Source organism: Pseudomonas sp. TH06 (genome assembly GCF_016651305.1).
GTDB lineage: Bacteria > Pseudomonadota > Gammaproteobacteria > Pseudomonadales > Pseudomonadaceae > Aquipseudomonas.
In genome coordinates, this window is sequence record NZ_JAEKEC010000001.1 from 1,263,867 (window position 1) to 1,281,191 (window position 17,325).

The 17,325-nt window shown below is 60.2% G+C and carries 18 protein-coding genes; 4 read left to right on the forward strand and 14 right to left on the reverse strand.

Translation table 11 applies throughout. The features are described from left to right. Window positions 1-11 precede the first annotated feature (11 nt). The 8 genes from pgaA to JFT86_RS05620 form a co-directional block, all read right to left on the reverse strand. Complete coding sequence (pgaA, locus tag JFT86_RS05585; protein ID WP_201236049.1) at window positions 12-2,492, reverse strand: poly-beta-1,6 N-acetyl-D-glucosamine export porin PgaA; 2,481 nt, start codon at window positions 2,490-2,492, stop codon at window positions 12-14. Window positions 2,493-2,750: 258 nt separating this feature from the next. Further along, window positions 2,751-4,256 carry a YdgA family protein gene (locus JFT86_RS05590; protein WP_201236050.1) on the reverse strand — a complete coding sequence of 502 codons (1,506 nt, stop codon included), beginning with the start codon at window positions 4,254-4,256 and terminating at the stop codon, window positions 2,751-2,753. A gap of 292 nt (window positions 4,257-4,548) precedes the next feature. Then, window positions 4,549-5,184, reverse strand: coding sequence for a hypothetical protein (locus JFT86_RS05595; protein ID WP_064117438.1), 636 nt, complete (start codon window positions 5,182-5,184; stop codon window positions 4,549-4,551). Window positions 5,185-5,277: 93 nt separating this feature from the next. Further along, window positions 5,278-6,720, reverse strand: a complete 1,443-nt coding sequence (locus JFT86_RS05600) for an efflux transporter outer membrane subunit (RefSeq protein WP_201236051.1) — start codon at window positions 6,718-6,720, stop codon at window positions 5,278-5,280. Beyond that, a complete protein-coding gene (locus JFT86_RS05605) occupies window positions 6,717-7,619 on the reverse strand; it encodes an HlyD family secretion protein (protein WP_201236052.1) in 903 nt (300 codons plus the stop codon). Before JFT86_RS05605 ends, JFT86_RS05600 begins: the two co-directional genes overlap by 4 nt. Next, window positions 7,616-7,825 carry a DUF1656 domain-containing protein gene (locus JFT86_RS05610; RefSeq protein ID WP_007917703.1) on the reverse strand — a complete coding sequence of 70 codons (210 nt, stop codon included), beginning with the start codon at window positions 7,823-7,825 and terminating at the stop codon, window positions 7,616-7,618. The genes JFT86_RS05605 and JFT86_RS05610 overlap by 4 nt, the downstream gene beginning before the upstream one ends. Then, window positions 7,822-9,885: an FUSC family protein gene (locus tag JFT86_RS05615; RefSeq protein WP_201236053.1), complete on the reverse strand. Its 2,064-nt coding sequence runs from the start codon at window positions 9,883-9,885 to the stop codon at window positions 7,822-7,824. Before JFT86_RS05615 ends, JFT86_RS05610 begins: the two co-directional genes overlap by 4 nt. Beyond that, window positions 9,882-10,310: a MarR family transcriptional regulator gene (locus tag JFT86_RS05620; RefSeq protein ID WP_201236054.1), complete on the reverse strand. Its 429-nt coding sequence runs from the start codon at window positions 10,308-10,310 to the stop codon at window positions 9,882-9,884. Before JFT86_RS05620 ends, JFT86_RS05615 begins: the two co-directional genes overlap by 4 nt. Before the next feature lie 198 nt (window positions 10,311-10,508). Between JFT86_RS05620 and JFT86_RS05625 the strand changes: the two genes are divergently transcribed. Both JFT86_RS05625 and JFT86_RS05630 read left to right on the forward strand, forming a co-directional pair. After that, window positions 10,509-10,787, forward strand: coding sequence for an antitoxin of toxin-antitoxin stability system (locus JFT86_RS05625; RefSeq protein WP_201199492.1), 279 nt, complete (start codon window positions 10,509-10,511; stop codon window positions 10,785-10,787). Then, window positions 10,784-11,065, forward strand: coding sequence for a type II toxin-antitoxin system RelE/ParE family toxin (locus JFT86_RS05630; RefSeq protein ID WP_201236055.1), 282 nt, complete (start codon window positions 10,784-10,786; stop codon window positions 11,063-11,065). Before JFT86_RS05625 ends, JFT86_RS05630 begins: the two co-directional genes overlap by 4 nt. A 3-nt stretch (window positions 11,066-11,068) precedes the next feature. Here the strand turns inward: JFT86_RS05630 and JFT86_RS05635 are convergent, their stop codons facing one another. Then, window positions 11,069-11,314, reverse strand: a complete 246-nt coding sequence (locus JFT86_RS05635) for a DUF2789 domain-containing protein (RefSeq protein WP_201236056.1) — start codon at window positions 11,312-11,314, stop codon at window positions 11,069-11,071. Window positions 11,315-11,467: 153 nt separating this feature from the next. Beyond that, entirely contained in the window at window positions 11,468-11,929 is a 462-nt protein-coding gene (locus JFT86_RS05640; RefSeq protein WP_201236057.1) for a YbaK/EbsC family protein, read from the reverse strand. Window positions 11,930-12,103: 174 nt separating this feature from the next. Here JFT86_RS05640 and JFT86_RS05645 point away from each other — a divergent pair, with 174 nt between their 5' ends. After that, window positions 12,104-12,634 carry an NfeD family protein gene (locus JFT86_RS05645; protein WP_201236058.1) on the forward strand — a complete coding sequence of 177 codons (531 nt, stop codon included), beginning with the start codon at window positions 12,104-12,106 and terminating at the stop codon, window positions 12,632-12,634. 2 nt (window positions 12,635-12,636) lie between these two features. Beyond that, window positions 12,637-13,395 (forward strand): slipin family protein, encoded by a 759-nt coding sequence (locus JFT86_RS05650; RefSeq protein ID WP_003220464.1) that lies wholly within the window; start codon window positions 12,637-12,639, stop codon window positions 13,393-13,395. Between the two features lie 71 nt (window positions 13,396-13,466). Here the strand turns inward: JFT86_RS05650 and JFT86_RS05655 are convergent, their stop codons facing one another. From JFT86_RS05655 to JFT86_RS05670, 4 genes are read right to left on the reverse strand one after another with little or no spacing between them, the layout of a single operon-like run. Continuing rightward, a complete protein-coding gene (locus JFT86_RS05655; protein ID WP_201236059.1) occupies window positions 13,467-14,411 on the reverse strand; it encodes a sulfotransferase family protein in 945 nt (314 codons plus the stop codon). After that, window positions 14,399-15,184, reverse strand: a complete 786-nt coding sequence (locus tag JFT86_RS05660; protein WP_201238560.1) for an aspartyl/asparaginyl beta-hydroxylase domain-containing protein — start codon at window positions 15,182-15,184, stop codon at window positions 14,399-14,401. The genes JFT86_RS05655 and JFT86_RS05660 overlap by 13 nt, the downstream gene beginning before the upstream one ends. Next, window positions 15,181-15,786, reverse strand: a complete 606-nt coding sequence (gene cysC, locus JFT86_RS05665; protein ID WP_201236060.1) for an adenylyl-sulfate kinase — start codon at window positions 15,784-15,786, stop codon at window positions 15,181-15,183. Before cysC ends, JFT86_RS05660 begins: the two co-directional genes overlap by 4 nt. After that, entirely contained in the window at window positions 15,770-17,287 is a 1,518-nt protein-coding gene (locus JFT86_RS05670; RefSeq protein ID WP_201236061.1) for a TolC family protein, read from the reverse strand. The genes cysC and JFT86_RS05670 overlap by 17 nt, the downstream gene beginning before the upstream one ends. Window positions 17,288-17,325 lie beyond the last annotated feature (38 nt).

Consider the following 17,325-nt stretch of genomic DNA (forward strand, 5'->3'; position numbering starts at 1 on the left):
TTCAAACTCTTCTAGAAGCGGAAAGTGAGGTCGACGAGCAGACGCAGATCGGTCTCCCGATCACCGTCGTAGGGCCGGTTGATCACACTGAACAAACCGCCCACCTCGAACACGTCGTTCCAGGCATAACGCTGGCCGTAGCCGAGCAGCGCCATGCCGCCGGTGCCGTGATCACGCTGGCTGTACGTCCCCGCGCCGGCCTGGAACTGCTGGCTCCAGGAAGTCTCGTAGCGGTGGTAAAGCACGTGATTGACGTTGACCAGCGGCATCACGCTGAAGTCGGATTTGGGGTTGAAGTACGGCACGTCATCGGACTTGGAGTTGTGGCTGGTGCCGACTTCCAGACCCGCATCAACCTGCACGTTCGGCGCGCTGTAGACGCCCTCGCGACCGGTGAGCAAAGCTTCGACGCGGTTGTTGCCGTCGCTGAAGTGCGACGGGCTCACCGACAGTTTCCACTCGCGGCTCTCGTTGGCGCGCCAGCGGATGAAACCACTGCCGCCGTTGGCCTTGATGTCGCTGTTGAGCGCGCGCAACGGTGTCTCGGCCGACAGATATTCGAGGCTGCCGCCGTACTGCCAGTTGTCATTGATATCGCGGGCGATCGCCAGGCGCGCGCCCTGCTTGTCGCCGTAGCCGTAGGAGTGGTTGGAGACTTCGGCTTCAAGGGTCATGTCACGGGTACGACGTTCCAGACCGACACGCTGGAAACGATGGTTGCCAGTGCCTTCGGCAAAATCGCCAGTGGCATAACCGGCACCGGCGAATACGCGCCAGTCTTCATCAATCGGCGGACTGTACAACGTTGTCTGGATACCGAAATCGCGGCTGCCGCTGACTGCTCCGGCATTGCCGCTGCCACCACCGTTTGCCTTGCCGCCGTAGGCTTCGACGCGCAGCTCGGACATGTCATGCACTTCGCGCTCACGGGCCAGACGCTGTACTTGGCGGTTATCCGGATAACGTGCGACGACGTCGTCGGTCAGCGCATCCATTTGCCGCCATTCCTGCAATTCCATGGCCGTGTGAGCCTGGCCAATTTCCAGACCCATGTCGCGCGGCACCATGCTCTCGGTTTCCTTGAGCTGCATTTCGGCGCGGCGCGGCCAGTTGCGAGCCAGGTACAAGTCGGCCTGAGCCAGACGCAACCCGACGTTACCCGGCGCCTGATCGACCAAGGTCTGCAAACGCTCCTCACCGTGGGGCAAGTCGGAGCCATAGGTGCCGGCCTGCGCCGCCAGTTGCTGGGCGTCCATCCATTCATCGTTGGGGTTGCCGATGGGCAAACCTTTGAGTTCGATGCGCGGGCGTTGGGACTTGGCCAGGTCTTCGGCGACTTTGCGCGCCTCGTCGGCACGGTCGCTTTCCAGCAACGAGTAGTACAGCGCGGTGGTGTCTTCGAGGCGGTCGCCAACATCGGCGTCTGGCGCCGACAGCACTTGGCGATAGAGATCGGTGGCGATTTCCGGCTGACGCTGATCCAGATACGACGCTGCAACCCAGCGCAGGGCATAAGTCGGAATCTTCACGCCTTCGGCTTGCAGCTTCTGGTATTCAGTGATGACGTCAGCCGTGCGTGCGCGGGCCTTGAGCGCGCCCATGCGGTCGATGCGCCAGCGAATTACATCATCGTGAGCCGTCGCATCAGGCGTCCAGGTGGCGAGCAGTTTGTCGTAATCGGCCAGTGCACGGTCGGCGATGACGTAGCGTTCTTTTTCACTGCGGGTGGCGTATTCAGCGAGGCGTACGCGCTCGGCCGCCAGATCGCCTTCGAGGCGGCGCAAGGTGACCGGATCGATCAGACCCGGACGTTGATTGGCCAAGCGCAGCGCCGGCTCGGGCAGACGCGCCTTTTGCAGGGCGACCACGTATTCGCGGGCGACTTCCGGTTTAGTGCCGGCGCGCTTGAAGGCCTGATCGTATTCGAACAGGGCATCGTAGGGTTTGTTATCGCGGGTCAGCGCATAGCCCAGTGCGAGACGGCGCGAAGGATCATCGGGTTTGGCCGCCACCAGCGCTTTGGCGCGGGTCACCGCTTCGTCGGGTTTGCCGGCGTCAGCCTGAGTCAGGGCCAGGCCCAGTTGCAGGTCGGCGTTATCCGGCTCCAGGGCCAGCGCCTTGTTGTAGACCTGAGTGGCCTGGTCCCAACGCTTGAGGTTGCGATAGGCGCGCGCCGTGGCGGTCAGCGCCTGAACCGGCAGGACTCGGTCGCGGCCTTGGGTTTCATAGACCTGCACCACTTCGGCGTCGAGCCCGGCCCAACTGGCAATCTGCAGGTGATCACTGATCTGACCGGTGGTCGACTGACCCGGCGGCACCTGACGCAACACATTCAGCGCAGGCGCGGTTTGTCCGGCACGGGCGTCGCGCACCATCTGATCGTAGGGTGTGTCGGCAAACGCCAGTGCCGGCCAGAGCAACTGGCTGCACAGCGCGACTCGAAACAAAGGGCGTAAACCACGATGTAATACGGGAACATCAATACGCGGCATTCGTCAGCATCCTTACATGGCCAGCCGGGTCGCAATGCCCTCCTTGCCCATTCGTAACGGTGGCCGGGACAGACAACATCTCGGCCAAGCTTAGTCAGGCAGTCTTGCATGCAAGCGTAGACCAGTATTCAGAACACAATAATTGTTCAGAATCGTGGAGGCGGCTCAGCCGAAGCAGCGAAAACCCGAACGCCAGACAGCAAAACGCCCGGCGTCTGCGCAATACAGAGGCCGGGCGTAGCTATTTAGAACGCAGGATTACTGCACTTGCGTGACGCCTGCGAACTTGCTCATCAGAAAACCGACGAACTGCTCAACGGTCATTTTCTGGCCGTTGAATTCCACCTGATTGGCGGCGTAATGCAGCTTGGTCACGACGTTGGTACCGTCGACGACGGCCAACTGCGAACCGACCGCCATGCCGGCGAACATGTCGGCCGCTTCCTTGGACTGATCGACGATGGCTTTGGCGTCAGTCTGACCATCCAGTTGCGCCTGTACGCTGAGCAAATCGACCAGCATTGGCTTGGACACCTGGATATTCAGGTCCAGCAGCGCGATCAGTTGTTTGCCCAGTTGATCCGGCGGCAGATCCATCGATTGCGGTTTGGTCAGGTCAATGACCAGATTGGCCTTGCTCTCACCGTTGGCGGTGTTGAACGAGAGGTTTTCCAGTGCCACCTGCGGGCCGGCCGCCAGCAGTTTCTGCAGATCGGCTTTGACTTGCGCATTTTCAGCTTCGGTCAAATTCAGCTCAGGTGCCGGCAGGCCGGCGGCGGTAGCTTCGGCGGCAGCCTTTTCATACGGCTGCAATTTGGTCTGGTAGATCTGCATCAGCGACATCGTCGACGGGATGTCGAGGTTCTTCAGACTCACGGCCAGGTTTGCCGAACCGATTTTCTTGTCGTTGAGGCTGACTTCGCCAATCTTGTAGTCAGCACGACCGGATGCATTGCTGCCGTTTTCTTCGGTGAGGTTCTTCATTTCGAAGTTCTTCACGCCAAGCACCGATTGCTTGGTGCCGAAGGTGGTTTTGCTGTTGGTCAGCACCAGGGTGTTTTCGCCGGTGTAGTAGCCATAGCTGCTCTTGGCGAGGTTGCTGGCCAGGGTCAGACCGTTGAGTTCAACCTGTACCGGCGCCTGGTCTTCAGCCACAGTCACCAGTTTCAGGTTGTCCATGTAGCCGTCCGCCTTGACCTTCTGCGCTTTGGCGCTAGCGGAGATGTTCATCGTCAGGCCGGAGAATTTCAGGCTCGACTGCTCATCCAGTGCGGTTTCGAACGGCAGCAGATCGAGGGTGCTGGTGGTGGATTCGTCATAGCCGATGCTCGTCACGCCCTTGAGCGGCGCAGCTCCCTTGGTCGCCGCGAACCACTTCTCGGTGGCCGGGTTCTTTTCCAGCTCGTAGTTGCTGGTGGCCATGACCGGCAGCCATTTCAGCGAAACCAGACGCGAGAACGGCAGCGGGCCATGCTCGATGTGGTCAACGAACAGTAACTCGACCGGTTTGTCGCCGAACATCTCGCCTTCGCCCTTGAGGCGGTAGTGCGCGGTGCTGGTGAACGTGTGGCGTTCCAGCGACACCAGTTCCAGCGACGCAGTGCCGTTGGAGCCGGCCATGGCGGTTTGCAGCTCTTTGTTGGCATTGCTGACGGCGTTGTTCAGAACGCCTTCGATCTTGGTCCCGGTGTACCAGGCCCCGCCTGCGCTGATCGCGCCGATGGCAACAACAATTCCGAGAAGCACGCCTGCTGATTTATTCATGAATGACCTGATCGATTTCCGTGGCTGTGAGTGTGGTCGTCTTCCCTGAACCCGTGACCGGGTCGCGGCTCGACTCCGCTTGAATTAGCGGTGGAGATTAGCACTGGCGGCACGAGGCGGCCCAATGTTTAAAGGTGAAAGAGTGTCTATGGGGAGAGTGGACAGCTGACAGGCAGTGAGAGTTTCGCTGTTTTTGAAGACGCTATCGCGAGCAGGCTCACTCCTACAATTGGAATGCGTTCCCCTGTAGGAGTGAGCCTGCTCGCGATAGGGCCACTGGATTCGCAGAGGATCAGGAATACTGAACCTCAATCTCGTCGAGTTGATGATCAAAGCTTTTCAGCCTCGCGGTCCAGGTGTACACCAGCACTTCAAAATCCCGATCGATCACCGCCCCGCCCGGCCCATCCGCGCGCGGGTCGCAGAAATCCAGTTGATAACGCTCGCGGGCCATGGCCGTGGCAACGTCCGACAGTTCGCGGGCATTGTTCAACCAGTGCCAGCCTTCGTCGGCGATCTGTTTGTCGAGTTCCAGACACTGCTTTTTCAGCGCTTCGAGGCTTTTTTCCAGCGGCGTGCCGGTGAGTTCGCCCATGACTTCGGCGAAGGTGCGCCCGGGTTGCCAGTAGCTGCCCCAGAAATACCGGTCGAACACGGTTTCGACCCGACGCAGGGCGACTTTGGTGTCCCAGATCAGCACCAGGGTTTTACCCTGCTCAAGTTGTCTTTTCTTGACGCGCTGCACCTGAACCGAGGCCCACGCCACGACGACGATGGCCATGACCGCGATCAGCGCCGTCGCGCTGTCGAGGAACACCATCGCCTTGTCGATCTGATGGGCCAGCATGATGCCGTAGAAATAGGTGGCCGAGAGCAGCACCAGCGCTGCGAGGGCGCACCAGAAGCCGAGAGCGTAAGGGTTTTTCATTATTGGTTTCCCCTAGACCAGCGCTAGCAATGTGCGCTGGAAAGGTGCGTTGCTCGAGGCACCCTTCCAACACTTCAAAGCATAGCTACGGCGTCAGGGTTTGCTCGCGCTTGAAGCTTGCGTTCGTCCGCTTTCCCAGCCGCCGCCAAGAGCGAGGAACAAATCGATCTGGCTCATGGCAACTTGCGTGTTGGCAGCGGCCAGTTGCGCGGTGACATCGGTGTAGGTGCGGGTCGCTTGCAGGTCGGCGAGGAACGACTCGCGGCCGGCCTGGAAGAAGCGGTGAGTCTGGTCTGCAGCCAGTTTCGCCGATTGCTCGGCATCGGCCAGCGCATCGCGACGCTGCAGCAACGCCGTGTATTGGGCCAGGCCGGTCTGGGTTTCGCGAATGGCGTTAAGCACTACGCCATCGAAATGCGCGAGCGCGCCCTGTGTCGTCGCTTCTGCTTCGCGAATGCGCGCACGAGCGCCGTTGGTCGGGACTTTCCAACTCAGCGACGGGCCGAAGCCCCAGCGATTGGTCGACGGATCACCGAGGTCGTCGATGATGCCGACCGTGCCGATGGTCGCGCCGATGCTGATGTCCGGGTACAGCTCGCCGGTGGCGACACCGATCCCGGCGGTCGCGGCCGCCAGACGTCGTTCAGCCTGACGAATGTCCGGACGACGTTTGAGCAGCGCAGCACCATCACCGACCGGAACCAATTGAGCGATTTTCGGCAATTCGGCGCAGGTCGCGGTGCCGGCAGGCAGCTGATCGACTGGTTTTGCCAGCAACATCGACAGGCGGAACAGACCGGCCTGACGCGCCGCTTCATAACGCGGCATGTCGGCGCGCAGGGATTTGAATTGGGTTTGCGAGCGGGTGACCTGGGTTTCATCGCCGCGCCCGGCATCACGCAAACGCTGGATCAGCGTGGTGCCTTGCGATTGCAGATCAAGGGAGTGCTGGGCAATTTCCCGTTCTTCGTTGGCCGCGCAGACTTGCGTGTAGGCACGAACCACATCCGCCACCAACGTGATGCGTGCGGTATCAGCGGCGGCTTGTGTCGCGTCGGCATTGGCCTTTGCGCCTTCGATCCCGCGTTGCAGCGTGCCCCACAGGTCGAACTGGTACGACGCGCTGATGCCAATATCGCCGACATTGGCGATCGGGACTTTTTCCGGTAGCAAGAATGCCTGACCGGATTCCTGCAAACGCTGCGCGCCCATTTTCACGCCAGCGCTCCAGCCACCGGCCGCTTCGGCCTCATCGACCTGAGCACGGGCTCGTTGCAAGTTAGCCGCCGCAACGCGTAGATCGGTGTTCGAGGCCATGGCCTGCTGCACCAGTTGATCCAGTCGCGGATCTTTATACAGCCGCCACCAGTCCGCAGGCACCGGCGCTGACACTACAGGCTTACCGGCGACAGCCAGTTCGCCCTGAAAATCCTTGCGTTGAACCGCCGCATCCTCAGGCACGTGATAATCCGGCCCGACCATCTGACAAGCCGAGAGCATCACGCCCAACCCGGCGATCATCAGCGCCCTGTTCATTGCCCGGGCTCCTGCTTGCGATTGTCGACTGGCTGATCGTCGATGATCGACACCGTGGCCGTACGCCCGGCGATCATGCGGAAGTCTTCCGGCACGTCATCAAAGGCGATCCGCACCGGAATCCGCTGCGCCAGCCGTACCCAGCTGAACGCCGGGTTGACGTTCGGCAGCAAATTACTGCCGCTGGTGCGGTCACGGTCTTCGATACCGGCGACGATGCTTTCGACATGCCCGCGCAGCTTGGCTTTGTCGCCGATCACGCGGATATCCACCGATTGGCCGACATGAATGCCGTCGAGTTTGGTCTCTTCGAAATAACCGTCGATGTGAAACGAGTTGCTGTCGACCACCGACAACACCGGACGTCCGGCGGTGACGAACTCCTGCGGGCGCGGCGCACGGTCATTGACGTAGCCGTCCACCGGACTGCGGATCACCGAGCGGTCGAGGTTGAGCTGGGCGCTGTCCACGGTCACCAGCGCTTCGGCCAGCGCCGATTGCGCGCGGGCGACTTTCGACTGGCTTTCTTCGAGTTGCTCGGCCGGCACGAGGTTGCCGAGGCCACGGTTACGCTTGGCTTCACGCTGCGCCTGGGCGAGGGTTTCTTCGCGATCGGCGACGGCCGCTTTAGCCTGACGCAGGGCCAGTTTGAAACGGTCCTGATCGATGCTGAACAGCACCTGGCCGCGCTTGATCAACTGGTTGTCTTTCACTTCAACCTGCTGGATCAGACCGGACACGTCCGGGGCGATCTGGATGATGTCGGCACGAATATGGCCGTCACGGGTCCACGGCGCGAACATGTAATACATCACCATGCGCCAGACGAGGACAACGGCAAAAGTCACGATCAGCAGGGTCAGTACCACGCGACCGATGGTCAAAAACGGTTTTTTCATGTCATCAGGTATCGACTGAGTGAGTCCACGCCGTACAGCAGTACCGCGTAGAGGGCCACGTTGAACAATGCCCGGTGCCAGACCAGACGGTAAAAGTGCACGCGCGTCAGTACGGCATGCACCAACAAAAACAGCACATAAGTGATGCCCATCAACACCAGCAGGGTCGGCAGAAAAATGCCGCTGATGTCCAGATCACCGATCATAGGGGCGCTCCATCGGGCAGCGGTTCTTCGGGCTCGGCGCTGGAAACGAATTCAACGCCGGGCAGCAACGCCAGACGCAAACCGCTCAAGGCGTGCAACAGGTTTAGACGGGTTTCATCGTCGCCGTGGCCATTGAGGGCGCGGCGGGCGCGATCCATGGTCATCAGTAGCGCGGCAGGCGCCGGCAAACGTTCGCCGGCCTTGAGGCAGGCGCGAAAATACTCGCCGACTTCACTGACCACTTGCTGCAACAAAACGTTCGGTGCGCCGGTCACTCGCGGGGTGTAGGCGAGCAGGTCGAGCAGGTTCAAACCCACGCGCACTTCACGCATGGCGATGCCAGTGTCCTGGCCCGTCATCGCCAGCCGTGGCAAGTGCTGCATCAGACGGTCGAGCAACTGCACGCCCAGTTGCCGGTGTTCGGCAAGGTTGGCCGGCTCGGTCATGTGCACGATGTCCTTCCAGCTGAAACGGGTCAGGCGTTTGGCCGCCAGTTCGACGCCGAACGGGCGGGCGATCAAGGTCCAGATAAACGCGAACAGCAAGCCCATGGGGCCGGCCAGGTTGGAGTTCACAAAAGCAAAGAAGTCCGCGTCGTAAGCGCCCTGGATGCTGATGAACGACGAAGTGTTGACCAGCGTCAGCAGCATGCCGAGGTAAAAGCGCGGCTGGACGGTCAGCGTACCCACGCAAATGAACGGGATGGCGAACGCCAGCACCAACATCGGGAAATCGTGCAGGTTCGGCAGAATCAGAAACAGATAAAGACTGGCGAACAGCACCGACATTCCGGTCCAGAAAAAGAACCGGTAGATCTGCGGCGCTGGATCGTCCATCGAGGCAAAGAAGCTGCACGCCACCGCTGCCAGAATCACCGCGCTGCCGCCGTCCGGCCAGCCAAGCAGAATCCACAGCGTCGAGGCGACGATGATTGCCAGAATCGTCGAGGCCACCGAATACAGCATCAGGCCACGGTCGATAAACGGCGTCAGACGACCGAGACGCCAGTGCCGGTAAACCGCGCGCCAACTGTCCTGACGCTCGCAGACAATCGCATCCTGCAGGCTGCGGCAGTCCTGCCACAGATCGATGAATTCGCCGAGGCGATAAATCGAGTTGGAGAACAGCAATTGCTTGCGATCTTCCAGCGCTTCAGCGCTTGGTTGCAGGGCTTCAAGCTGATCTTTCAAGGCTTGCCAGCGGTCGAGATTGGCATCCTTGTGCCCGAGCCATTCGCGGGTGGCGGTGAGCAGTGGCGCAAACTTTTCCACCAGCTCCGGCGTACGCCTTTCGAGAGCGTAGAGCGAATCTTCCAGGGCATCGATCACCGGCAACAGATGGATCATGCGCCCGCGCAGTTCTTTGGTGTTGCGCACGGTTTGCGGCCGCGAACCTTCGTGAGGCAACTGGCCGATCATGAGTTCAAGACTGTTGAAATTGGCGACCATGGCCATGCGCAGCGCGGTGACTTCTTCGGGCTGCACGTCGCGGCTGAGGAATTTCAGGCTGTAAGTTGTCGCGTCGGCGAACCATTTGCTCACGGCATCGTTGAATACCGGGGCCAGACGACGCGGCCAGAACATCGCACCCACCACAGCGGCCACGGCGATGCCGAGGAAAATCTCTTCGGTACGTGCTTCCGCCACGTCCCACACCGCCAGCGGATTATCCACTGTCGGCAAGGCGATCAGCGGCAAGGTGTAACCGGCGAGCATCAGCGCGTAGCTGTTGGCCGTGCGCAGGTGTAAGGAGAGAAACAGCAGAATCCCCGTCCACAGCGCAATCACCACCACCAGCACATAGGGGCTCTGCACAAACATCGGCACGAAAAAAACCGCTGCCGCTGCACCGAGAAAGGTGCCGATGGCGCGGTACAAGGCTTTGGAGCTGGTCGGCCCGAGGAACGGGCTGGAGACGATGTACACCGTGGCCATTGCCCAATACGGACGCGGCATTTGCATGAGCAAGGCGATGTACAGCGCGATCATCGACGCTGCAAAAGTACGAACCCCGTAGAACCAGTCCCGGGCTGGCGGAATGCCAGTGAAAAAACCGTTCAAGAATTGACCACCACTGGCGGATTGGCCGCCTCAAAAGCGCGCAGTACCCGAAGCGTAGCCTCCAGATCACTTTGATCGATGCCTTCGAGCACTTCGTGACGCAGACGCACCAGTTCGATTTCCACCGCTTGCACCAGCTCACGACCGGTGTCGGTCAGGCTCAGGCATTTGGCGCGGCGATCCTGCGCATCTTCGGTACGGCAGACGTACCCGGCATGACACAACTGATCGAGCAGACGCACCAGCGACGGACTCTCCATCCCGGCCGCCTGCGCCACCTGCACCTGTCGCACACCCTCGCCAAGCCTGCCGATCATCAACAGCGGCACGGCGCAGGCTTCGGAAATTCCATAGTTGACCAGCGTGGTCTGGCAGATCTTCCGCCAATGCCTGGCGGCCACCACCATGGCACTGCTGATGTTCATCTGGAGAGCGTCGAGGGTATCGGGCACGGGACAATGCACACTGTTAGTTTGCTAACTATCAATATCGCACTGGAGGGGAAATTCAGTCAAGTTTTGAAACAAATCTACCCGTTGGTCGTAAGCAGCGACTCAGAGTTCCTAAATGGGTACTAACGATGTATATACCTCGTTAGTACCGGAGCATTTCAAGGAATCAAAATGACAAAACAAGCTGTTTTTACAATGAAACTTGAGCCTGAACTGCGCGAGCAATTCATGGCTGAGGCAGAAGCCTCACATCGTCCCGCTTCGCAGATCATGCGAGAAATGATGCGTCAGTTTGTTCGGACTCAACAGGAAGCCCGAGAGTACGAAATCTTTTTACAACGCAAAGTCGACCTTGCACGAGAATCAATGTCTGCCGGTGACGGTATGTCTAACGAAGAAGTTGAAGCACAATTCGCCGTCAGGCGCAGGCAGGTAGAAAATCAAGGATGAGGATTATCTGGACGAAAAGGGCAGTACAGGACCGTGAAAATATTTGGGGCTACCTCCACGCAGCAAACCCAAGAGCAGCCCTCGAGATGGATCGCCGCTTCACTGAAGCGGTTTCCCGAATATCCCAAAACCCCAAAATTGGCCCCGTCGGAATAATTGCGGGCACTCGCGAACTAATACCCCACCCAAGTTATCGTCTTGTCTACCAACCGAATCACGATGTGATCTGGATACTGACACTGGTTCACACGGCGCGGACCTGGCCTTTTCCCACTTAGTAGCTAGCCCGCCCGCCCCTTCCGCAACAAAACATTCAACTGATCCACCACCTCCGCCCAATCGGCATCATCGAGAATCTCGTCACGCAAAAAATCCGCCTGGCTCTTCGTCCAGAAAAACGCGTCCGCCAAATGCAGCTCGGGTTTCAGCGGCGAATGGGTGGCGACGAATTGGTCGATGCTGACGGGGTCGTCTTTCAGGCCGAGTTGTTTGAACAGGGAGGGAAGGCTATGGGTTGGACTTTCCATTGCAGTGATCCTAGAAATTAGCGGTGTCAGGAAATTAATCGCGGGCAAGCCCGCTCCCGCAGGACTTTCAGGGAAACAAAAAATGTGTGTACACCTCAAAACCTGTGGGAGCGTGGATTGCCCGCGAAGGCGTCAGCACTGGCGCTGAAAAACCTAATGACTCAACTCCCGCACCTCGGCATGCGGCACCATTTTCAGGAATTCGGGCATGCTCATGTGCAGCAGGTTGTGATGATTGCCGGCCTCCAGATAGATGTCTTGCTGGCGGGTCAGCAGCGGGTCGATGACCATGTCCAGCCCGTAGGAATCTCCCAGCGGCGGCACCGCGCCGCGCTCGCAGTCGTCGAAGATGTGCGCCAGGTTGCTTTCGCGGGTGATCTGCCACTCGCCGCTGCTACGCACCTTGCTCAAGTCCAGATGCCGACTGGCCGGCAGCACGGCCATCAGGTAATGCCCGTGGTGGTCGTCGAGGATCACCGATTTCGCCACCCGTTCGGCCGGAACCCCGGAAACGCGGGCGGTTTCCAGACTGCTGGACGAGTGCGGATGGGCGAGGATGTCGTACTCGCAATGCGCCCGGGTCAGGCTACCTTGCACTTTTTTGGCCATACGCATGATGCACCTCGGTATTGCGCTTAACGTTTGTTCCTGTGTCTTTGAGTCTAGTTCGACAGGCTGCCGGCGAAGGGAAATCCGCTCACCGGACACATCCGCACATTGATCAAAATTCATCCAGCGCAACCCTCAACTAGACTGAAAGAACCAGCCAGGACTCTCGCGGAGGGTCACGTGAACAGCCGATGTTGTGCGTTTGCCTTGCTATTGTTGATCAGCGGATCGGTACTTGCTGCCGACACGCCGTTGCCAGCCATGAGCCCGATAGGGCTGTGGCTGATTACGTTGGGCATCGTTTTTCTGATCGCCGAAGCCGCTCTGCCCAATTACGGCGTGATCGGTCTGGGCGGGATCATCATGTTCGTCATCGGTGCGCTGATTCTGGGCAATGCCGAACTGCCGGTGCCGATGATGATCGGCCTTGGCCTGATCAGCGCCCTGCTGCTCCTTGCACTGATCATCCGCGCCTTGAAAACCCGACCGCGCCACGCCGTCAGTGGCGATGCCGGCCTGGTCGGCAGTGTCACGGCGGTGACCGCTGTGCAGCCGGAGAACGCCCATAGTGGTTGGGTGCAGTTGCAAGGCGAACATTGGCAGGTCCTCAGCGCCACGCCGCTGCATAGCGGGCAATCGGTGCGCGTAGTCGGGCGTAAAGGCTTATTGCTGAAAGTCACCGCGACTGACGCGGCTCAACACGGAGAGTGATCATGGGTCTGCAAATCGGTTTTGTTGCGCTGCTGTTATTGGTGATCGCCCTCGCCGGGTCGACGTTCCGCATCCTGCGCGAATACGAGCGCGGTGTGGTGTTCCAGCTCGGGCGGTTCTGGCAGGTCAAAGGCCCGGGGCTGATCCTGTTGATCCCGGTGGTGCAGCAAATGGTCCGGGTCGACCTGCGCACCGTCGTCCTCGATGTGCCGCCGCAGGACGTGATCACCCGCGACAACGTTTCGGTGAAGGTCAACGCGGTGCTGTACTTCCGCGTGCTCGATCCGCAGAAGGCGATCATTCAGGTCGAGGATTTTCTTTCGGCCACCAGCCAATTGGCCCAGACCACATTGCGCGCGGTGCTAGGCAAACATGAACTGGATGAATTGCTGGCCGAGCGCGAGCAACTGAACATCGACATCCAGCAAGTGCTCGACGCGCAGACCGACGCCTGGGGCATCAAGGTCGCGAATGTCGAGATCAAGCACGTCGACCTCAACGAATCGATGGTCCGGGCGATCGCCAAACAGGCTGAAGCCGAACGGGAACGGCGAGCGAAAGTGATCCACGCCGAAGGCGAGTTGCAGGCTTCTGAAAAACTCATGCAGGCTGCGGAAATGCTCGGTCGCCAGCCCGGCGCCATGCAATTGCGTTACATGCAGACCTTGAGTTCGATTGCCGGGGACAAGAGCTCGACAATTGTCTTTCCGCTGCCGATCGAATTACTTAAAGGGATGGCGGATTTGTCCGGAAAATCCTGAAAAGCAAAAGATCGCAGCCTTCGGTAAATCCTACAGGGACACGTGCAGGAGCTGCCGAAGGCTGCGATCTTTCATGAGTTGCGCAGCAACTCCAGATCCACAAAACAACGCTGAGCAAAGTGACGCATTCGCTCTTTCAACAACGCCGAAGCCTCACGACGCTTGTCCTCACCATCGGCAACGAAGGATTGCGACGGCTGCTTCGCGTGTAAATCCACCGCCGCAAACACCTGCTGACGCTGTACATCATCCAGGCGAAAAAACCGCCCCAAGCGCCCCGCCATTGCATCTGGCAACTCGCTGTAATTCACCGGCAGCCCGCCAGAATCGCGGCAATGCGCCAATCCTGCCTTAAGCAACCGGCCCAAGCGTCGGGCGATGAAATCCTCGCGACCTGCGAACGGCAAACCATCCTCCAGCACGCAATCACCGAGCATGCCCGGCACCATGTGCATGCCAGGGCGACGCAAATGGGAGACGGCGATTTCCAATGGATCGCGATACACAAACAGCCACGGCGTATCAGCAAAACATTCCTGCAACCGCGGCCATTCGCCGATGTTCCAGGCATCCAGCTTGATCACCAGTCGCTGCTCCACGCCACGACGACGCTGCCCGTATGCCGAAAGCAGCCCGACGATCGCGGCGCGGCGCTCAGGCGCAGGTAAATCACTGCGCAACAACGCATCGAGCGGCGGAGGTTCGGAGACGACAATATGATCATCGAGTCGGGCGAGCATCTGGCTGATCAGCGTCGAGCCACAGCGCGAGGCGTGCAGAATGAACGCACTTGGCGCCAAACCCGAACTCTGCGCGTGCCAATCGCTGAGTGCCGCCAGCGGTGTCTGCCGACGGAAAGCCTGATTGAACGGCAAGCGCAGGGCATCGTCGACCGCGTCGCGGAAAAAGGGCTGCTGCAGCGGCCTGTCACCGAACCAGCACCAATCCACCTGCCACTGCCCGGCAACCGGCCAGATACGAATCGGCAACCAGCCGTCGAAGTTCAGCCGCTCCATTGCTCATTCCATTGCCGACGACCGTTGCGCATCGCCGCGCGCAGTTCTTCGCGGGAGAACGGCAGGCCTTGTGCGGCAGCCAGTTCCAGGGTTCGGGAGATGAACTGCTCAGGATCGTGCAGCTCCTGCAACGCTCGCGACAGCGAGGCGTCCTTGGCTACCAACCGTTGAAAACACTGCAACGTGGTCTCGGCCAACTCCGCTTCAGGCGTGCTCGCCATGCCTTCACCAATTCTCTCCTCCAGCCACGCATCGGGCCGGCAGTCGAGGACCAGATGAACCCGCGCCGATGTATCGCGGTTGTCCACCCGATGCGCTCGCGCCAGATCGAGAAACCAACATTCTCCCGCCCTCATCGGGATCCGCTGGCCATCGAGCCAGAAGTCCACCTCGGGCGGGCTGAGCAACGGGATGTGCAGGCGTAGATCGGCGTCCGGGCCATCGAGATCGTAGTCCCGGTGTTCATGAATCCGTGCACCCGGGCCCAGGCGCAATAAGCGTGCACTGACGATTTTCAACGGCAGATCGCGCAGCCCTTGTTGCCAGCGATCATCCAGCAACCACGGTGCGCGGCATAAAGGCGCGCCGCGTCCGGGGGATAATTCGGTCAGCGCATCGGCCGCCGAAATCAGCGCGACGCCGCTCCAGTCGCCCGAAAAGTAGTCCGTATTGAAGTGACTGCGCCAGGTGTCATCGGCAATCGCCGCCAGCGCTTGCAACAACAGCGGCAGATCCACCGTCACCGGCAGACGCGAAAACGCCGGACGGCTCATGCGTTTGGCAACACCGAACATTCGCCGAGCCAGGTCAGCAGTCGATCAAGGCAGGCTTCGACCGGTTGCGCGCCGGTGTCGACCACCAAAGACGCCTGCAACGGTGGCTCGTAGGGCGCCGACACCCCGGTAAACCCAGGCAATTCACCGCGTCGCGCACGGGCGTAATGCCCTTTCGGATCACGCTGCTCGCACACCGCCAGCGCTGCGCGGCACCAGACTTCGCGATAGTCCTCACCCAGGCGTGCAGCAAACACTTCGCGTAGTTCCGCCAGCGGCGCGATCATCGCCAGAATCACGATCTGCCCGTTTTCCACCAGCAACGCCGCCAGCTCGCTGGCGCGGCGAATGTTTTCCAAGCGATCACCGTCAGTGAAACCGAGGTCACGGTTGAGGCCTACGCGCAAACCATCGCCGTCGAGCACCACGCTCTGCACACCACGCCCAAACAATTGCGCGTGCAATGCCTGGGCGAGCGTCGATTTGCCCGCCGCCGGTAAACCGGTCAGCAGAATCGCCGCACCGCGATGGCCGTTACGGGCCTCGCGCTGCGTGCGACTAATGCTGGCGCTCGGCGCCAGCACATCACTGCGCGGGAGCATGCGCCACCACGGGCACCGAAATATCCCCTGCTGCCCACGCCGACTCACGATTGGCCAGCGCGGTAGCGATCGACTGCACCTCGGTGGATTGCACCTGATCCGGCAGCGGATCGAGGCCGGCACTGGCGAAGATCTGGCCGTAGGCATTGCGCAGATCGGCGTACGACAGGTCGCGACGCAGATCCGCCTGCAGGTTGTTCAGCTCACCCTGAATCAACTCCAGTTCGCCAATCCCGGCAGCCTGATGCCGATTGCGCAACTGACCGACGATTTGCCCGTCGATGTCCGACAGTTGCTGGTTGGTCTTGAACTGGCGCAGGGCTTCTTGATAGTTGGCGTTGGCCACATAGAGCTGCGCCAGCACCGCAATCGACATCGCCTGACGTCGCGCAGTGGCGACTTCTTCACCGGCCTTGGCGACGTTGATCGCCGCCGGGGCGGAAATCACGTTGAACAGGTTCCAAGTGACTTTGACGCCGTAGTCGGCCCAACCCTGCTCGACCAGGAACGAGTTGCTGTCGTAATGCCCACCCGCCGAAAACTCCAGGCCCGGCAACAGACGCAACATGGCTTTGCGGGTTTCCGCGGCGCTGATGCGCGTCTGGTAATCCTGCTCGCGCAGCTCCGGACGGCTGGTCAGGGCTTCTTGCTCAAGTTTGGCAAGATCGACCTTGAGCTCGGGAATCTGATAGCCGTCATCCGTGGCCAGGGTCAGGTTGGTGCCCAACGGCAGGTTGATCAGCGTCGCCAGCTCGGTTTTCGCCAGCGACAGCGCACGGCGCTGCTCTTCCAGCTGTCGGGTGGCTTCGATCAGCGAACGCTGATAACCCAGCGATTGCACCGGATCACCAATGCGTTGATCACTCAGGGTCTGGCTGTTGTCGCGGGCGGTTTGCACTCGTGCCATGAGGCTGTCGATTTGCTTGAGCAGACGTTCGGCGGCCATCGCTCGCCAATAGGCCGAGCGCACGTCCTGAACGATGGTGTTGATCACTTTGCGCCGACGTTCCTGGACGATCAGACGCTGGTCGCCCTGCTGCTTGGCGCTGATGTAGCTGACACCGAAGTCGAGGACGTTCCAGACCATGGTCAGGTCGGCGACATCGCGGTCACGATCCTGCGAGGTCGACGGCTCCAGAGACTGCGTGCCGGTGCGCACGCTCTGGCTGCTGGAGGCGTTGACGTTGTTACGCCCGACGTACCCGGCGTCCAGTGCCATACGTGGCAACATGTCGAAACTGGCGAGGTCGAGCTGCCGCTTGGCCAGCGCTTCCTCCATGATTTTCAAACGGCCTTCGAGGTTGTATTTCACCGCTCGGGCCATGGCTTGGTGCAGGGTCAACGGGCCGCGCAGCGGTTCCTGATCCTTGTACATGCTTTGCAGGTCGGTTTTGGCTCGTTGTTCACTGACGCTGCGCTCAATCGGCTCACTGGTCACTGCACACCCGCTGATCGCCAGCGCCAGCAGACTGGCACCGAACAACTTCTGACTTTTCTTCATCCCTGGATCGCCCCTAGGTCCCGCACAGTGTTGAGTAG

Coding starts and splice junctions, on each gene's coding strand:
- cysC (WP_201236060.1), bottom strand. CDS start 15,786: ATGCTCCCGCGCAGTGATGTGCTGGCGCCGAGCGCCAGCATTAGTCGC.
- pgaA (WP_201236049.1), bottom strand. CDS start 2,492: ATGCCGCGTATTGATGTTCCCGTATTACATCGTGGTTTACGCCCTTTG.
- JFT86_RS05595 (WP_064117438.1), bottom strand. CDS start 5,184: ATGAAAAACCCTTACGCTCTCGGCTTCTGGTGCGCCCTCGCAGCGCTG.
- JFT86_RS05610 (WP_007917703.1), bottom strand. CDS start 7,825: ATGATCGGTGATCTGGACATCAGCGGCATTTTTCTGCCGACCCTGCTG.
- JFT86_RS05655 (WP_201236059.1), bottom strand. CDS start 14,411: ATGGAGCGGCTGAACTTCGACGGCTGGTTGCCGATTCGTATCTGGCCG.
- JFT86_RS05620 (WP_201236054.1), bottom strand. CDS start 10,310: ATGAACATCAGCAGTGCCATGGTGGTGGCCGCCAGGCATTGGCGGAAG.
- JFT86_RS05605 (WP_201236052.1), bottom strand. CDS start 7,619: ATGAAAAAACCGTTTTTGACCATCGGTCGCGTGGTACTGACCCTGCTG.
- JFT86_RS05650 (WP_003220464.1), top strand. CDS start 12,637: ATGGGTCTGCAAATCGGTTTTGTTGCGCTGCTGTTATTGGTGATCGCC.
- JFT86_RS05640 (WP_201236057.1), bottom strand. CDS start 11,929: ATGCGTATGGCCAAAAAAGTGCAAGGTAGCCTGACCCGGGCGCATTGC.
- JFT86_RS05630 (WP_201236055.1), top strand. CDS start 10,784: ATGAGGATTATCTGGACGAAAAGGGCAGTACAGGACCGTGAAAATATT.
- JFT86_RS05635 (WP_201236056.1), bottom strand. CDS start 11,314: ATGGAAAGTCCAACCCATAGCCTTCCCTCCCTGTTCAAACAACTCGGC.
- JFT86_RS05660 (WP_201238560.1), bottom strand. CDS start 15,184: ATGAGCCGTCCGGCGTTTTCGCGTCTGCCGGTGACGGTGGATCTGCCG.
- JFT86_RS05670 (WP_201236061.1), bottom strand. CDS start 17,287: ATGAAGAAAAGTCAGAAGTTGTTCGGTGCCAGTCTGCTGGCGCTGGCG.
- JFT86_RS05625 (WP_201199492.1), top strand. CDS start 10,509: ATGACAAAACAAGCTGTTTTTACAATGAAACTTGAGCCTGAACTGCGC.
- JFT86_RS05600 (WP_201236051.1), bottom strand. CDS start 6,720: ATGAACAGGGCGCTGATGATCGCCGGGTTGGGCGTGATGCTCTCGGCT.
- JFT86_RS05590 (WP_201236050.1), bottom strand. CDS start 4,256: ATGAATAAATCAGCAGGCGTGCTTCTCGGAATTGTTGTTGCCATCGGC.